13 protein-coding genes and 1 pseudogene are annotated in these 14856 nt (G+C 64.3%); 7 read left to right on the top strand and 7 right to left on the bottom strand.

Going from position 1 to position 14856, the window contains the following annotated elements; all coding sequences use genetic code 11:
• Nucleotides 1-12: 12 nt before the first annotated feature.
• The 3 genes from dapF to CAG44_RS01810 are packed head-to-tail and all read right to left on the bottom strand — an operon-like array spanning nucleotide 13 to nucleotide 2317.
• Nucleotides 13-843 carry a diaminopimelate epimerase gene (dapF, locus tag CAG44_RS01820; protein WP_075046727.1) on the bottom strand — a complete coding sequence of 277 codons (831 nt, stop codon included), beginning with the start codon at nucleotides 841-843 and terminating at the stop codon, nucleotides 13-15.
• Between the two features lie 4 nt (nucleotides 844-847).
• Complete coding sequence (gene lysA, locus CAG44_RS01815; protein ID WP_013974743.1) at nucleotides 848-2095, bottom strand: diaminopimelate decarboxylase; 1248 nt, start codon at nucleotides 2093-2095, stop codon at nucleotides 848-850.
• 9 nt (nucleotides 2096-2104) lie between these two features.
• A complete protein-coding gene (locus CAG44_RS01810; RefSeq protein WP_052970498.1) occupies nucleotides 2105-2317 on the bottom strand; it encodes a lipoprotein in 213 nt (70 codons plus the stop codon).
• A gap of 297 nt (nucleotides 2318-2614) precedes the next feature.
• Between CAG44_RS01810 and cyaY the strand changes: the two genes are divergently transcribed.
• From cyaY to rnk, 3 genes are all read left to right on the top strand, one after another.
• Nucleotides 2615-2947 (top strand): iron donor protein CyaY, encoded by a 333-nt coding sequence (gene cyaY / locus CAG44_RS01805; protein WP_004575827.1) that lies wholly within the window; start codon nucleotides 2615-2617, stop codon nucleotides 2945-2947.
• A gap of 1 nt (nucleotide 2948) precedes the next feature.
• On the top strand, nucleotides 2949-3173 hold the full coding sequence (locus CAG44_RS01800; RefSeq protein WP_013974742.1) for a DUF1289 domain-containing protein: 225 nt from the start codon (nucleotides 2949-2951) through the stop codon (nucleotides 3171-3173).
• Nucleotides 3174-3319: 146 nt separating this feature from the next.
• Nucleotides 3320-3730 (top strand): nucleoside diphosphate kinase regulator, encoded by a 411-nt coding sequence (gene rnk / locus CAG44_RS01795; RefSeq protein ID WP_025341069.1) that lies wholly within the window; start codon nucleotides 3320-3322, stop codon nucleotides 3728-3730.
• Nucleotides 3731-3846: 116 nt separating this feature from the next.
• On the opposite strand, the gene CAG44_RS01785 is transcribed toward rnk, so the two are convergent.
• Nucleotides 3847-6702, bottom strand: a complete 2856-nt coding sequence (locus CAG44_RS01785; RefSeq protein WP_085691487.1) for a class I adenylate cyclase — start codon at nucleotides 6700-6702, stop codon at nucleotides 3847-3849.
• Nucleotides 6703-6874: 172 nt separating this feature from the next.
• Between CAG44_RS01785 and CAG44_RS01780 the strand changes: the two genes are divergently transcribed.
• Entirely contained in the window at nucleotides 6875-7327 is a 453-nt protein-coding gene (locus tag CAG44_RS01780) for a YaiI/YqxD family protein (RefSeq protein WP_085592371.1), read from the top strand.
• Between the two features lie 128 nt (nucleotides 7328-7455).
• Here CAG44_RS01780 and elbB read toward each other — a convergent pair whose 3' ends face one another.
• Nucleotides 7456-8124 (bottom strand): isoprenoid biosynthesis glyoxalase ElbB, encoded by a 669-nt coding sequence (elbB, locus tag CAG44_RS01775; RefSeq protein WP_085691486.1) that lies wholly within the window; start codon nucleotides 8122-8124, stop codon nucleotides 7456-7458.
• 112 nt (nucleotides 8125-8236) lie between these two features.
• On the opposite strand from elbB, the pseudogene CAG44_RS29055 reads away from it, so the two are divergent.
• A pseudogene (locus CAG44_RS29055) lies at nucleotides 8237-8863 on the top strand (sterol desaturase family protein); the annotation flags it as partial.
• Between the two features lie 501 nt (nucleotides 8864-9364).
• Here the strand turns inward: CAG44_RS29055 and CAG44_RS01765 are convergent.
• Nucleotides 9365-10009, bottom strand: a complete 645-nt coding sequence (locus tag CAG44_RS01765; protein ID WP_085704029.1) for a DedA family protein — start codon at nucleotides 10007-10009, stop codon at nucleotides 9365-9367.
• 213 nt (nucleotides 10010-10222) lie between these two features.
• Here CAG44_RS01765 and ppk1 point away from each other — a divergent pair, with 213 nt between their 5' ends.
• Nucleotides 10223-12466: a polyphosphate kinase 1 gene (ppk1, locus tag CAG44_RS01760; RefSeq protein WP_085592377.1), complete on the top strand. Its 2244-nt coding sequence runs from the start codon at nucleotides 10223-10225 to the stop codon at nucleotides 12464-12466.
• On the opposite strand, the gene ppx is transcribed toward ppk1, so the two are convergent.
• Nucleotides 12453-13955, bottom strand: coding sequence for an exopolyphosphatase (gene ppx, locus CAG44_RS01755; RefSeq protein WP_085592489.1), 1503 nt, complete (start codon nucleotides 13953-13955; stop codon nucleotides 12453-12455). The genes ppk1 and ppx overlap by 14 nt on opposite strands.
• 256 nt (nucleotides 13956-14211) lie before the next feature.
• Between ppx and trxA the strand changes: the two genes are divergently transcribed.
• Entirely contained in the window at nucleotides 14212-14538 is a 327-nt protein-coding gene (gene trxA / locus CAG44_RS01750) for a thioredoxin TrxA (RefSeq protein ID WP_012274768.1), read from the top strand.
• The last annotated feature ends 318 nt before the right edge of the window (nucleotides 14539-14856 follow it).

Here is a 14856-nt window from a genome sequence, read left to right as displayed (position 1 = left end):
GCGGTTACTCGCTTAGAGACGAACCTGTCCTTCGTAGACGCGTACGGCCGGGCCGGTCATCAGTACGGGCTTGCCGGGGCCGGCCCATTCGATGTGCAGGCGGCCACCAGGCAGGTCGAGGGACACCGGGGAGTCCATCCAGCCCTGGCTGATCGCCGCCACGGCGGCGGCGCAGGCGCCGGTGCCGCAGGCCTGGGTTTCGCCCGCACCACGTTCCCACACACGCAGGTTGGCGCGGTGGCGGTCGATGACCTGGAGGAAGCCGGCATTCACCCGCTGCGGGAAGCGTGGGTGGTTTTCGATCTTCGGGCCCAGCTGGTGCACAGGGGCGGTACGCACATCGTCGACACGCAGCACGGCATGCGGGTTACCCATGGACACGGCGGCAATCGAATGCACCTGGCCGTCGACTTCCAATGGGTAGTTCAGCGCCTGCTCGTCGGCGACGAAGGGGATTTCGGCAGGGATGAAGCGCGGTGGGCCCATGTCGACACTGATCTGGCCGTCGTTCTGCACGTCCAGCTCGATGATGCCGCTCTTGGTTTCCACGCGGATGCGCTTTTTCGCGGTCAGGCGCTTGTCCAGCACGAAGCGGGCGAAGCAGCGCGCACCGTTGCCGCACTGCTCGACCTCGGAGCCGTCGGCATTGAAGATGCGGTAGCGGAAGTCCACTTCCGGGTTGTTCGGCGCTTCGACGATCAGCAACTGGTCGAAGCCGATGCCGGTGTGGCGGTCACCCCATTGCTTGGCGTGCTTGGGCTGGATGTGCGCGTGCTGGCTGACCAGGTCGAGGACCATGAAGTCGTTGCCCAGCCCATGCATCTTGGTAAAACGCAGCAGCATGGGCTTACTCCGGCAGCAGGCTTTCGCCAGCGTACAATTCGGCGATGGTCTCGCGGCGGCGTACTTCGAAGGCCTGGTCGCCGTCGACCAGGATTTCAGCGCAACGGCCACGGGTGTTGTAGTTGGAGCTCATGACAAAACCATAGGCGCCCGCGGACTGTACGGCCAGCAGGTCACCTTCGGCCAGGTTCAGCACGCGGTCCTTGCCGAGGAAGTCGCCAGTCTCGCAGATCGGGCCGACCAGGTCGTAGGCACGGCCTTCGCCTGCGCGTGGCTTGACCGCGCTGACACCCATCCAGGCCTGGTACAGGGCCGGGCGGATCAGGTCGTTCATCGCCGCATCGATGATGGCGAAGTCCTTGTGCTCGGTGTGCTTGAGGTATTCCACGCGGGTCAGCAGGACGCCGGCGTTGGCCACGATGTAGCGGCCCGGCTCGAACACCAGGGCCAGGTCGCGGTCGCCGACGCGCTCGCGGATCGCCTTGATGTAGTCGGCCACCAGCGGCGGCTCCTCATCGCGGTAACGCACGCCGACACCGCCACCCAGGTCCAGGTGGCGCAGGTGGATGCCGCACTCGGCCAGGCGGTCGACCAGCACCAGCAGGCGGTCGAGGGCATCGAGGAAAGGCTCGACGGTGGTCAGTTGCGAACCGATGTGGCAGTCGACACCGACCACTTCCAGGTTCGGCAGCTGCGCGGCGCGCACGTAGATGGCCTCGGCGTCGGCGATGGCGATGCCGAACTTGTTCTCTTTCAGGCCGGTGGAGATGTACGGGTGGGTGCCGGCGTCGACGTCCGGGTTGACCCGCAGCGAGACCGGGGCAACCTTGCCCATCTCGGCGGCCACCACTTGCAGGCGCTCCAGTTCGTCGGTGGATTCGACGTTGAAGCAGTGCACGCCGACTTCCAGGGCGCGGCGCATGTCGTCGCGGGTCTTGCCGACACCGGAGAACACCACGCGGTCGGCACGGCCGCCAGCGGCCAGCACGCGCTCCAGCTCACCGCCGGAGACGATGTCGAAGCCTGCGCCCAGGCGCGCCAGCACGTTGAGCACGCCGAGGTTGGAGTTGGCCTTGACCGCGAAACACACCAGGTGCTCGGTGCCTTGCAGGGCGTCGGCGTAGCTACGGTACTGGGCCTCGATGTGGGCGCGCGAGTACACGTAGGTCGGGGTGCCGTAGCGTTCGGCGATGGCCGACAGGCCCACGCCTTCCGCGAACAGCTCGCCGTCGCGGTAGTTGAAAGCGTTCATCTGGTTTCCTTACTGCGCTGGCGACTGCTCGGGCTCGAGCTCCGGCTCTGGCTGCTGCTCTTGTACCGGGGCCGGCTTGGCTTTTGGCTGGTGCTGGTGCGACTTGTGCGCTTTGCCGTTATCGCCGTCTTCTGGCAGATACAGCGGGCCTTTCTGGCCGCAGGCCGAAACGAGGCAGGCAACAGCGACCAGCGCCGCGAGGGAGGAAATCAGGCGCTTCATGGGTGAAATCCTTAGAAATATGCAGTATTGCGCCCGAGTATACCGAGCGACCGACGGCTTGCCTATGCAAGGGCCGGCCCGCCTGGCGGGCTATTCTTACCGCCTGCAAGGGCCCTTTCGCGGCTGAAGCCGCTCCCACCTCGACCGCATCGGCCTCACACCATGTGCAGTACCTGTGGGAGCGGCTTTAGCCGCGAAGGGGCAAGTGAAGGTAGCGGCTAAACCTTTGCATTCGGCGGCAAGCGCCCGTATCTTGCCGGGCTTGCCTGTAACGCAGCCAATTTCGAGGTTCCTGCAATGAGTTTGAGTGAAGCGCGTTTCCATGATCTGGTCGACGCGACCCAACAGGCCCTGGAAGACCTGTTCGACGAGAGCGGCCTGGACCTGGACATGGAGAACTCCGCTGGCGTCCTCACCGTCAAGTTCGAAGGCGGCGCCCAGCTGATCTTCAGCCGCCAGGAGCCGCTGCGCCAGCTGTGGCTGGCCGACCGTTCCGGCGGTTTCCACTTCGACTACGACGAAGACAGCGGCAAGTGGGTGTGCGAGAAGAGCGAGGAGCTGCTGGGCGAAATGCTCGAGCGCATCGTCTGGGAGCGGGCCGGCGAGAAGCTGGACTTCGACGAGATCTGACATGAGCAGCACCCAGGCCCGGCCGCCCAAGCCGCTCTACAGCAACGTCAGCCCCGCAGTACCGTCGCCCTGCATCAGCGTTTGCCGGCTGGACGAACAGCGGGTCTGCACGGGTTGCCACCGGCATGTCGAGCACATCCGCGAATGGCGTTCGGCCGATGACGAACGGCGCCGGCAGATCTGCCGCGAGGCCCAGGCCCTGCGCGACCAGGCTAAGGCACACTGATCGCAGGGGCTTGAGTATTTACCCGGCTGTGGTAACGTCGGGTTCTGCGTCGGTGACGCCAAAGCCTTCACAAACCCCGCCCTTGGGCGGGGTTTTGCTTTATCTGCACGATGAAAACCGCCTGTTCAAAGGAGTCTGACTGGATCATGAGCACCAAGCCTTCCCTCATCCTCACCCGATTGGACGTACAACGTCTGGAGCGTCTGATCGACAGCCTCGACGAGAGTACGCCGGGTGTGCTCGCCCTGCAGGACGAGCTGGACCGCGCCGAGCAGGTGGTCGGTCACGAGGAAGTCCCGGCTGGCGTGGTGACCATGAACTCGCGCGTGCACTGCCGTGAGGAAGCCAGCGGCAAGGACTACCACCTGACCCTGGTGTACCCGAAGGATGCCGGGCCGGAAGGCAAGGTCTCGATCCTGGCGCCGATCGGTTGCGCCTTGCTGGGGTTGTCGGTGGGCGCGCAGATCGACTGGCCGGCACCGGGGGGCAAGACCCTCAAGCTGAAGCTGCTGGAAGTGGAATACCAGCCGGAAGCGGCGGGCGATTTCGACCTGTAAGGGCCTGGTGGCCGCTGTGGGAGCGGGTTTACCCGCGAAGAAGGCGACGCGGTGTATGGCACCGGCTTCGCCGGTGTTCGCGGGTGAACCCGCTCCCACATGTGTCCCCCGGCAACTCAGGATCCTTCTGCCAAAACCTGCTCCAACCCCTCGTTCAAAGCCAGCTCCAGCTCCCGCTTGTAGCGCAGGTACAGCTGCGTCGACCCCAGCTGGTCATCCAGCAACTCGGACAAATCCAGGTCAGTGATGTAGCAGCGGTACTGCCCTGCGCCACGTCGCTGCCCGATGATCTGCCGGGCCGCTACCGCATACAGCTGTTCACCATGCTCCAGTTCGGAAAACTCCTGCTGGTCGCAATACAGCGTCACGTGCGCCGCACCCGCCACCCCGGCCTGGATGATCGCCTGCACCTCATAGTAAGGCTGGTCGCTACCCTCGAGCGGGGCCTGGCGCGGCTCGACGCTGCGCGCCTTGCCTGGCCCGGAAGGCAACAGTTGCGCGTAGTGGATGTCCAGTGAGGCCGCGCGCTGGGTGTCCAGCGGCAGCCGGGCATCACGGCGCATCACCACCGAGCGCAGAAAGCGCTGCAGCGGCAACAGCAGGTGGGCTTCGTCATGCAGGGGCAGGCGTTGCTGCCACAGGGCATTGTATTCATCCAGCACGTACAGCTCGGCCCAGCCACCCTGCAGGCGGTAGAACACCTGGATGCAGGCCGGCCGGCCCTGCTCCAGCACCAGGTGCAGGTCGTGGTCCTGCAGGGCGTTGGCATCCAGGTACAGCGGGCTGTAGGCGCTACGCTCTTCGCCCAGGTGGTCCAGCAGTGCCTCGTGCTCGGCCAGGGTGGTGAGGCCGACATGCCCGGCCAGCAGCTCCAGCACATGGGTGTGCTGGGCCACCTGCAGCAGGTAGCGGTGGCTCAGGCCCTGGTCCAGCAGCAACTGCACGGTGTCGAAGATTTCCTCCACGCGTTGGCTGATGGCCTGGGCGCGGCTGTGGCAGAAGCAGCGCACCCGCACCCTCGGCCGGTGGCCGCGCAGCACGGGGCTGTTGAGGAAGTCGCGCAGGCAGCGCACCAGCGCGTGCTCGCCGTCATAGCGCTGGACCAGTACCTCGTTCCAGCTGTTGAGGGTGACCTGGTCCAGGGTCAGGACCAGGTTTTCGCGCACGCCTGCATAGCTCAGCGAGTCGGTACGCTCGGTGGTCATCAGGATGTTCAGGTCGCGGTGGTGGCGCAGCGGGTCGATGGCGACGTTGACCAGCAGCAGCACCTCGTCGGCAACGCTGGGTTGCAGCAGGCGCACTTCGCTGACGGTCGGCAAGGGCAGGGGGATGCTCTGCTGCAGGCAGCCGACCAGGTTGAACAGCTCGAATTCGCTGAGGTCGCTGACACCCGGGTGCAGCGCCAGGCGCGTGCTGCTGTCGATCACCCCGTTGCGATGGGCCCAGGTCAGCAGCTCGAGCAGTTCGCGGCAACGCTTGAGCGGGCTGAAGTGGTCCACCTCATGAGGGCTCAGGTTGCCGGTGTACAGCTCCCAGTGGTGGCTGCCGGGCTCCTTGCGATTAGGCGCCTGGACCAGGGTCAGGGTGCCTTCGGCCAGGTCCGGGGCGATACCGGGGTTGATCACTTCGACCTTGCCGGCGCGGCGCTCGAAGGCCGCGTAAAGGCGCCGGCCCAGCACATTGAGATCGCGCTGGTCGGCGCGGCTGCTGGCGTTCTGGGTGCGGGCGAACTGGCTGAGAAAGCGGTAGCTGTGGTTCAGTTCGGCCACCAGCTCGCGGCGCTCGATGGCAACCTGCTGCACTTTCCATTGGTTGCGACTGTCCAGCAGGGCCAACTGGCGCTCGTCCCAGCCCCACTCGTCGGCCAGACGCTGCAACAGCCGGCGTTGCCAGCCATTGGCCCGGGCCGGGTCGCTGAGCTTCTTGTTCACCTTCAGGTACAGGCTGCGCCGCACCAACTCCAGGCGCGCGTGTTCACCACGCTGCAGCAGGTAGCGCTCGATGCGCCGGTACACCATCACGTACGGGTCCAGCTCGTCGAGGTCGAGCTGGTTGGCAAACACCGCCTGCTTGTAGTCCAGGCTCAGGCAGCGTACTGCGGGGTGTTCGCTGGCATAGGCCTCGGTCAGCAGCAGCTTGAGCAGCGACTTGTAGGGCGAGTCGATGCCTTTGAACAGTTGCCACAAGCCGGCGCCGACGAACTCGCCGGGCGGAATGTGCGCCAGGTTGCCGAGGTCGAGGGCGTCCTGGCTGCGGATGAAACGCTTGGAAAGCAGGGTCTGGGTATAGGCGTGGTAATCGTGTTCCTGGTAGACCGGCACCAGCCACCACAGTGGTGTGCGCCCGGCCAGCCAGATAGTGGTGCGGTAGAACTCGTCCAGCAGCAGGTAGTGCTGGGTGGTGCCGCAATCGTCGGAACCGAGCTGGCCCTCGCGTTGGCCCTGGGCGAAACCTTGCGTGTCGATCAGGAAGAAGTGTGCCTCGGCACCCAGGCTTTCCGCCCATGCCTCCAGCAGTTGGCATTTGCGGCGCAACTCGCCCAGCAGCTCGTCGGCCAGACCGGGTGCATGGCACACCCACATGTCCATGTCGCTGTGCTCGGCCTGGGCCAGCGAGCCCAGGCTGCCCATCAGGAACAGTCCGTGGATCGGCCGCGGCGGGTTGCCATGGCGGGCCTTGTAGGTGAACGAGCGGGCCAGGCGCTGGGCCTCGACTACCAGGTCGGCGCTTGGCTCGTAGCCCGATACGCCGGCGGGGGTGCTGCCGGAGACATAGCCCGGCAGCAACGGGTGGTTCACATGAAACAGCAGCGGCAGCAGCGTCAGCACCTGTTGCTGGCGCGTCGACAGGCCTTCCAGGGCCCGCTGCAGCCGGCCCTGGTTGAGCCGCAGGAAGCGTGCACGCAATGTCGCCAGGACCTTGCGGTCGATGCCTTCGTCCAGGTCGGGGCGGATTTCGTGGGGGTGGTTCATTGCGCACTCGGGCAGGCCAGCGGAGCTGTGGCGAGTGTAGCCTGAGTGGCGGGGTCGGATAAGCGGCAATTGAAATATTGGCGCCATTTTCCCAGCGCGCGTGGGCGGCGGCTGCAGCTTTCGTTGCGCTTGAGGCATGATGGGGGCCTCAAGCTGATTGCGAGGTTTTCCGATGCGTGTGTGGATCGATGCCGACGCCTGCCCCAAGGCGGCCAAGGATCTGATCGTCAAGTTCGCCCTCAAGCGCAAGTTCGAGGTAGTGATGGTGGCGGGCCAGGCTGTGGCCAAGCCGGCGTTCGCGATCGTGCGCCTGATCGTGGTGCCCAGCGGCATGGACGCGGCCGATGATTACCTGGTGGAGCACGCCGTGCCTGGCGAGCTGGTGATCTGCAGTGACGTGCCGTTGGCCGACCGCCTGGTGAAAAAGGGCGTGGCGGCACTGGACCCGCGCGGGCGCGAGTTCGACGAGCGCAACATGGGTGATCGGCTGGCGGCGCGCAACCTGTTCACCGAGCTGCGCGAGCAGGGCCAGGTGGGGGGAGGGCAGGCGCCTTATGGCGAGCGCGAGAAGCAGGCGTTTGCCAATGCGCTGGACCGGATCATTGCCCGACTGAGTAAAACCTGATGCGGGGGCTGCTTTGCAGCCCATCGCCGGCAAGCCAGCTCCCACCTCGATCGCGTTGGCCTCAAGCCATGCGCTATTCCTGTGGGAGCTGGCTTGCCGGCGATGGCCTGCGCAGCGGGCCCAAGGATTTACTGGTTACCCTCGTGCGTCAGCTCCAGCACCCGGTCCACCAGCTTGTAGATCCCGCCAGCCGCTTCACTGATCGACTTGGCCTCCATGTACGCCGGGGTGGTCACCAGCTTGCGCTGGGTGTCCTCGACAATATCGTGCACATCGCACTCTTCATGGGTGCCACCCATCTTCGTCACGGCCGCCGCAGTGCCGGCGTCGGTACCGATGGTGCAGACCACGCCTGGCCCGTAGATCTTCGCCGCCAGCGCCGGCGAGATGCAGATCAGGCCGACCGGCTTGCAGGCATCGGCAAAGGCTTCGGCCAGGGCCAGCACATCCGGGTGGACGCTGCAGTTGGCGCCTTCCACGGCAAAGTTGGACAGGTTCTTCGCCGCCCCGAAACCGCCCGGCACGATCAGCGCATCGAAGTCTTCGGCCTTGGCCTCGCGGATGTCCTTGACCTCGCCGCGGGCAATGCGCGCCGACTCCACCAGCACATTGCGCGATTCGGGCATTTCCTCGCCGGTCAGGTGGTTGATCACATGCATCTGCGCAATGTTCGGCGCGAAGCACTGCACCTGCGCACCACGCTGGTCGAGGCGCAGCAGGGTGATCACGCTTTCGTGGATTTCGGCGCCGTCATAAACGCCACAGCCGGAAAGAATCACCGCTACTTTTTTTGACATGCTTTTTACTCCAGTGTCGAGGCGCTAAATGTCCTCTAGTTTGGCAGATGTAGCCATAGGGATTCCTGCAAGCGCGGCCTAATCTTGGCGGATAACACCTGAGGTCGTACCCATGGACCTGATCCTGCTGGCCGTGCCGTTCTTCTTCGTGCTGATCGCCGTCGAGCTGCTGGCCGACCGTGTGCGCGGCCAGCGCAACTTCACCCTGGCCGACTCGATCAACAGCCTCAGCACCGGTGCGCTGTCGACCAGTACCGGGTTGCTGACCAAAGGGGTGGGGCTGGTGACCTATGCCCTGGCGTTCGAGCACATGGCGTTGCTGCGCCTGCCGCCGCAGGCCTGGTGGGTGTGGCTGCTGGCCTTTGTCCTGTACGACTTCTGCTACTACTGGCTGCATCGTCTTGGCCACGAGCGCAACGTGCTGTGGGCTGCGCACTCGGTGCATCACCAGAGCGAGGAATACAACCTCACCACGGCGCTGCGCCAGACCAGCAGCGGGTTCATCTTCTCGTGGCTGTTCTACCTGCCGCTGGCGTTGCTCGGTGTGCCGCCGCTGGTGTTCATCACGGTGGCGTCGCTCAACCTGCTGTACCAGTTCTGGGTGCATACCCGGCACATTCCCAAGCTGGGCTGGCTTGAGTGGGTGTTGATCACGCCATCCAACCATCGCGTCCACCATGCGCAAAATCCTGCTTACTTGGATCGCAATTACGGCGGCGTGTTCATTCTCTGGGATCGTCTGTTCGGCACCTTCAAAGAGGAAGACCCGGCCGAGCCGGTGGTGTTCGGGGTGACCACGCCGCTGGCCAGCTGGAACCCGCTGTGGGCCAACCTGCAGTTCTATGCCCAGCTCTGGCACGACGCCCGTCGCGCCGACAGCCTGTGGGACAAACTGCGCATCTGGTTCATGCCCACCGGCTGGCGCCCGGCCGATGTGGCCGCACGCTACCCGCAGGCCAGGCAGGACCTGGCGTTGTTTCGCAAGTTCGAGGTTGCCCTGGGCCGTGCGCAGCAGGCCTATGTGGCGGTGCAATTCGTGGGTTACGTGGCGCTGGGCAGCTATCTGATGGAGGTGGCCGAGCGCGTGCCAACCGCCGCCCTGGCACTCGGCTGGGCGCTGATGGCGTTTGGCTTGTTCGTGCTTGGCGCGCTGCTGGAGAACCGGCCATGGGCCGTGCGCCTGGAGCTGGTACGGCTGCTGGCGAATGCGCCGGCGCTTTACCTGGCCGGCGCACTGGGCCTAGCGGTGGTCGTGCCGCTGGCCTGGTTGCTGCTCGTGGCTTACAGCCTGCTCAGCCTCTGGGGCCTGGGCCTTGCCCGCCGCCTTGCGCTCCGCGCGCAACGTGCGGAAGCGCCGGCGCAGCCACAGCAGGCCGCCCAGCGCCAACAGGCCACCGAGCACCCATAGCTCGTAGCGCTTCACGTTGCCCAGCAGGCCTTCGAGGATGGCGCCGAAGTGATACGCGGCCGCGCCCAGGGCCACTGCCCAGATGGCAGCGCCAAGACCATTCAGCAGCAGATAGCGGCGTGGCGGGTAGCCGGACAGGCCAATGGCCACCGGCATGACCGTGCGCAGGCCATAGACGAAGCGGAAACTCAGTACCCAGATGTCGGGGTGGCGACGGATGTGGTCCAGCGCCCGGTCCCCCATCGCCTGCCAGCGCGGTTTGCGTGCCAGGATCCTGCGCCCGTGGCGACGGCCCATGAAGTACCACAGCTGGTCGCCGGCATAGCTGCCGAAAAACGCCACCAGGCACACCAGGTTGATGTCCATGTAACCGCGGAACGCAAGGAATCCCGCAAGCACCAGAATGGTCTCGCCTTCGAAGAAGGTGCCTAGAAAAAGGGCGAAGTAGCCGAAATCCTGCAGGAATTGTTGAAGCATTTTCTGAGGTGCTGGCGAAATGAACGCGAAGCCTACCCCTTCGCGCGCGTTCGTGAAAGTGTCCAAATGTGTCTCGACATGAACAATTCCTGCTCGGAGAATGCCAGAAGCCACGCGCCATGGCTTGCCCTGGCATGTAACACAGGCGTCATAATGGGCGCTTATCTTGCCGCTCAATAGATGATAGGGCGTTAACGTCCTCAGGAACGCCAGATGAATAATGAAGTGCTAACCCCTGTCGCGATCAAGGATGCCCAGGAGCTCCCCGAAGAGATGGTGCAGACCCCGCCAGACCTGCCGCCGGCGCCTCTGCCAGCCGCGGAACCGGTGGCAGAGCCTGCGGCTCCGGCACCCGCGCCGGCCCCGGCAATCATCATCCCAGGCCTGGACGACAGCAGCCTGTACATTCATCGCGAACTCTCGCAGCTGCAGTTCAATATCCGTGTGCTGGAACAGGCGCTGGACGAGAGCTACCCGCTGCTCGAACGCCTCAAGTTCCTGTTGATCTTCTCCAGCAACCTCGACGAGTTCTTCGAGATCCGCGTCGCCGGCCTGAAGAAGCAGATCAACTTCGCCCGTGAGCAGGCCGGTGCCGACGGCCTGCAGCCGCACCAGGCGCTGGCACGCATCAGCGACCTGGTGCACAGCGAAGTGGAGCGCCAGTACGCGATCCTCAACGACGTGCTGCTGCCAGAGCTGGAAAAGCACCATATCCGCTTCATCCGCCGGCGTTACTGGACACCCAAGCTCAAGACCTGGGTGCGCCGCTACTTCCGCGACGAAATCGCCCCGATCATCACCCCGATCGGCCTCGACCCGACCCACCCGTTCCCGCTGCTGGTGAACAAGAGCCTCAACTTCATCGTCGAACTCGAGGGTGTCGACGCCTTCGGCCGCGATTCGGGCCTGGCGATCATCCCGGCCCCGCGCCTGCTGCCGCGGGTCATCCGGGTGCCGGAAGAGGTGGGTGGCCCGGGCGCCAACTATGTGTTCCTGTCGTCGATGATTCATGCGCACGCCGACGACCTGTTCCAGGGCATGAAGGTGAAGGGCTGCTATCAGTTCCGCCTGACCCGTAACGCCGACCTGGCGCTGGACTCCGAAGAGGTCGACGACCTGGCCCGCGCCCTGCGCGGCGAGCTGTTCTCGCGCCGCTACGGTGACGCTGTGCGCCTGGAGGTGGCCGACACCTGCCCGAAACACCTGTCGGACTACCTGCTCAAGCAGTTCAGCCTCAGCGAAAGCGAGCTGTACCAGGTCAACGGCCCGGTCAACCTTACCCGCCTGTTCAGCATCACCGGCCTGGACAGCCACCCCGAGCTGCAGTACACGCCGTTCACCCCGGCGATCCCCAAGTTGCTGCAGAACGCCGACAACATCTTCAGCGTGATCGGCAAGCAGGACATCCTGCTGATGCACCCGTTCGAGTCCTTCACCCCGGTGATCGACCTGCTGCGTCAGGCCGCCAAGGACCCGCATGTGCTTGCCGTGCGCCAGACTCTGTACCGTTCCGGGGCCAACTCGGAAATCGTCGACGCGCTGGTGGACGCGGCGCGTAACGGCAAGGAGGTCACTGCGGTGATCGAGTTGCGGGCGCGCTTCGACGAAGAGTCCAACCTGCAGATGGCCAGCCGCCTGCAAGCGGCCGGTGCGGTGGTGATCTACGGCGTGGTCGGCTTCAAGACCCACGCCAAGATGATGCTGATCCTGCGCCGCGAGCAGGGCGAGATCGTGCGTTATGCGCACCTGGGCACTGGTAACTACCACGCCGGCAACGCCCGCCTGTACACCGACTACAGCCTGCTGACCTCCGACGACGCCCTCACCGAGGACGTCGGCAAGCTGTTCAGCCAGCTGATCGGCATGGGCAAGACCCTGCGCATGAAGAAACTGCTGCACGCGCCGTTCACCCTGAAGAAGGGCATGCTCGACATGATCGCGCGGGAAACCCAGTTCGCCCTCGAAGGCAAGCCGGCGCATATCATCGCCAAGTTCAACTCGCTGACCGACGCCAAGGTCATCAAGGCGCTGTACAAGGCCAGCCAGTCGGGCGTGAAGATCGACCTGGTGGTGCGTGGCATGTGCTGCCTGCGCCCAGGCATTCCGGGGGTTTCGCACAACATCCAGGTGCGCTCGATCATCGGCCGCTTCCTCGAGCACACGCGGGTGTTCTACTTCCTCAATGGCGGCGAAGAGCAGATCTACCTGTCCAGTGCCGACTGGATGGAGCGCAACCTCGACAAGCGCGTCGAGACCTGCTTCCCGGTGGAAGGCAAGAAGCTGTTGCTGCGGGTGAAGAAGGAGCTGGAAGGCTACCTGACCGACAACACCCATGCCTGGACCCTGCAGCCGGACGGGCGCTACGTGCGCAGCACGCCAACCGGCAACCAGAACCCGCGCAGTGCCCAGGCGACCCTGCTGGAGCGCCTGAGCAACCCGGTCCTCAACGTACGCTGAGGACGAAGCCGACCCGGGCCAGCCACTCCGCCTCGTTGGCGAAGTCGGCCTGGGTCAGCTGGTTCTGTTCCAGCCAGCCCTCGGGGAAGGCCACATCGAGGCTGCTGTCGGCAGCCTTGAGTTCGACCTTCGGCATCTGCTGGTTGCCACGGATGTGGTGGAACAGGATGGCGAAGCGCAGCAGCACGCAAAGGCGCAGCAGCTTGACCCCTTCCTCACCCAGCTCGGCGATCTTGTCCTTGGGGATGTTGCGGCGGTGGCCGCGCACCAGCAAGGCCATCATCTGCTGGTCCTCGCGGGAAAAACCCGACAGGTCGGAGTGTTCGATCAGGTAGGCGCCGTGCTTGTGGTAGTGGTAGTGGGCGATATCCAGGCCGATTTCGTGCACTTTCGCCGCCCAGCCCAGCAGATCGCGCCAATTCCCGTCTTTGAGGTCCCACGCTTCGGCCACTTGGTCGAAGGCGTGCAATGCCTTGCGCTCGACGCGCGCAGCCTGGCCCTGGTCCACGTGGTAGCGTTCCATCAGCGAGTTCAGAGTGCGTTCGCGCACGTCTTCGTGGTGGTGGCGGCCCAGCAGGTCGAACAGCACGCCTTCGCGCAGGGCGCCGTCGCAGTGGTCCATGCGCTGCAGTTCCAGGGCATCGAAGATCGCTTCGAGAATCGCCAGGCCCGCCGGGAAGATAGTGCGGCGGTCCGGCTTGACGCCTTCGAAGTCGATCTTGTCGACCTCACCCAGCTTGAACAGCTTGCGCTTGACCCAGGCCAGCCCCTCGGCGTTGACCTCGCCATTGCCCAGGCCACCTGCCTTGATGGCGGCGCCGATGGCACGAATGGTACCGGACGAGCCGATGGCCTCGTCCCAGGTCAGGCGGTGCAGGGCATTCTCGATGCTCATCAGCTCGAGGCGCGCGGCGGTGTAGGCCTGGGCGTAGCGGGCCGGGGTGATCTTGCCGTCGCGGAAGTAGCGCTGGGTGAAGCTGACGCAGCCCATCTGCAGGCTTTCGCGCAGCAGCGGCTCGAAGCGCTGGCCGATGATGAACTCGGTACTGCCGCCGCCGATATCGGCCACCAGGCGCTTGCCGGGGGTATCGGCCAGGGTGTGCGACACGCCCAGGTAGATCAGGCGCGCTTCTTCACGGCCGGAAATCACCTCGACCGGGTGGCCAAGGATGGCTTCGGCGCGCTGGATGAATTCGTTGCGGTTGCGCGCTTCGCGCAAGGCGTTGGTACCGACGATGCGCACCGAGCCTGCCGGCATGCCGTTGATCAGTTGGGAAAAGCGCTTGAGGCAATCCAGGCCTCGTTCCATTGCCTCTTCACTGAGCTTGCGTTCTTCGTCGATGCCAGCGGCCAGCTGAACCTTCTCGCCGAGCCGCTCGAGAATGCGGATTTCGGTATGGTGGGCCTTGGCCACGACCATGTGAAAGCTGTTGGAGCCAAGGTCGATGGCGGCGATCAGGGACAGGTTCTTCGCGATGGTTTGCGGCATGATCTGGTTGTTCTCGGTCGTTAACCCGGCAATCGTGCCACGATAGCAGGCTGTCGCCAACGCGTGGTACATAGCCGTTGAGCTGGCCTTGATGCAAGGCAATGTGCCATTCGATGCTATGACGTTTGTATGACAGTTTCGATTCGTGGCGTCTTGCACAACTATAGTTACACTCAATCGTCCGCGGCTTCCTGTAGGAGACGGGTGCGGCTATGATGGGCAACGTTTTTTATTGCTTACGACCTTGGAGATTTCCATGAGCGACAAAATCAAACACGTCACCGACGCCAGCTTCGAAGCCGACGTACTGCAGGCTCAAGGCCCGGTGCTGGTCGACTACTGGGCTGAATGGTGCGGCCCATGCAAGATGATCGCTCCGGTTCTGGACGACATCGCTGCTACCTACGAGGGCAAACTGACCGTCGCCAAGCTGAACATCGACGAGAACCAGGAAACCCCGGCCAAGCACGGCGTGCGTGGTATCCCGACGCTGATGCTGTTCAAGAACGGCAACGTCGAAGCCACCAAGGTCGGCGCCCTGTCCAAATCGCAGCTGGCCGCGTTCCTCGACGCCCACCTGTGATATGAAAAAGCCCCGCAGATGCGGGGTTTTTTTTGCCTCTGCAAAGGCAGTCTTGCCCATGTAGGAGCAGCCTTGTGCTGCGAAAGGGCCGGTAAGGCTGACGTTGTCGCTGCGGCTGATGGCCTCTTCGCAGCACAAGGCTGCTCCTACTGACAGGTGTGTTGCAGCAGAAAATGGCAGGGCAAAACCACTAGACGTCGAAAAAAGCAAGTGTTACATTCGGCCTCGCACTGCTTCTCCAGTGCCCTCTACACGCCGTCGCCGAAGCATCCCTAATTCGAATCAGTACGCGATCCTGTCGCCATCTAGCGGCGCGGC

Origin of the sequence: Pseudomonas sp. B13(2017) (genome assembly GCF_002113245.1) — a bacterium.
GTDB classification, from domain to species: Bacteria; Pseudomonadota; Gammaproteobacteria; order Pseudomonadales; family Pseudomonadaceae; genus Aquipseudomonas; species Aquipseudomonas putida_Z.
Note: the sequence above shows the minus strand (reverse complement) of the source record. Positions and strands in the feature narration are given on the sequence as shown.

What these genes read in the sequence shown, in the direction of transcription:
- dapF (WP_075046727.1), bottom strand. Translation starts at nt 843, where the DNA reads ATGCTGCTGCGTTTTACCAAGATGCATGGGCTGGGCAACGACTTCATG.
- lysA (WP_013974743.1), bottom strand. Translation starts at nt 2,095, where the DNA reads ATGAACGCTTTCAACTACCGCGACGGCGAGCTGTTCGCGGAAGGCGTG.
- CAG44_RS01810 (WP_052970498.1), bottom strand. Translation starts at nt 2,317, where the DNA reads ATGAAGCGCCTGATTTCCTCCCTCGCGGCGCTGGTCGCTGTTGCCTGC.
- cyaY (WP_004575827.1), top strand. Translation starts at nt 2,615, where the DNA reads ATGAGTTTGAGTGAAGCGCGTTTCCATGATCTGGTCGACGCGACCCAA.
- CAG44_RS01800 (WP_013974742.1), top strand. Translation starts at nt 2,949, where the DNA reads ATGAGCAGCACCCAGGCCCGGCCGCCCAAGCCGCTCTACAGCAACGTC.
- rnk (WP_025341069.1), top strand. Translation starts at nt 3,320, where the DNA reads ATGAGCACCAAGCCTTCCCTCATCCTCACCCGATTGGACGTACAACGT.
- CAG44_RS01785 (WP_085691487.1), bottom strand. Translation starts at nt 6,702, where the DNA reads ATGAACCACCCCCACGAAATCCGCCCCGACCTGGACGAAGGCATCGAC.
- CAG44_RS01780 (WP_085592371.1), top strand. Translation starts at nt 6,875, where the DNA reads ATGCGTGTGTGGATCGATGCCGACGCCTGCCCCAAGGCGGCCAAGGAT.
- elbB (WP_085691486.1), bottom strand. Translation starts at nt 8,124, where the DNA reads ATGTCAAAAAAAGTAGCGGTGATTCTTTCCGGCTGTGGCGTTTATGAC.
- CAG44_RS01765 (WP_085704029.1), bottom strand. Translation starts at nt 10,009, where the DNA reads ATGCTTCAACAATTCCTGCAGGATTTCGGCTACTTCGCCCTTTTTCTA.
- ppk1 (WP_085592377.1), top strand. Translation starts at nt 10,223, where the DNA reads ATGAATAATGAAGTGCTAACCCCTGTCGCGATCAAGGATGCCCAGGAG.
- ppx (WP_085592489.1), bottom strand. Translation starts at nt 13,955, where the DNA reads ATGCCGCAAACCATCGCGAAGAACCTGTCCCTGATCGCCGCCATCGAC.
- trxA (WP_012274768.1), top strand. Translation starts at nt 14,212, where the DNA reads ATGAGCGACAAAATCAAACACGTCACCGACGCCAGCTTCGAAGCCGAC.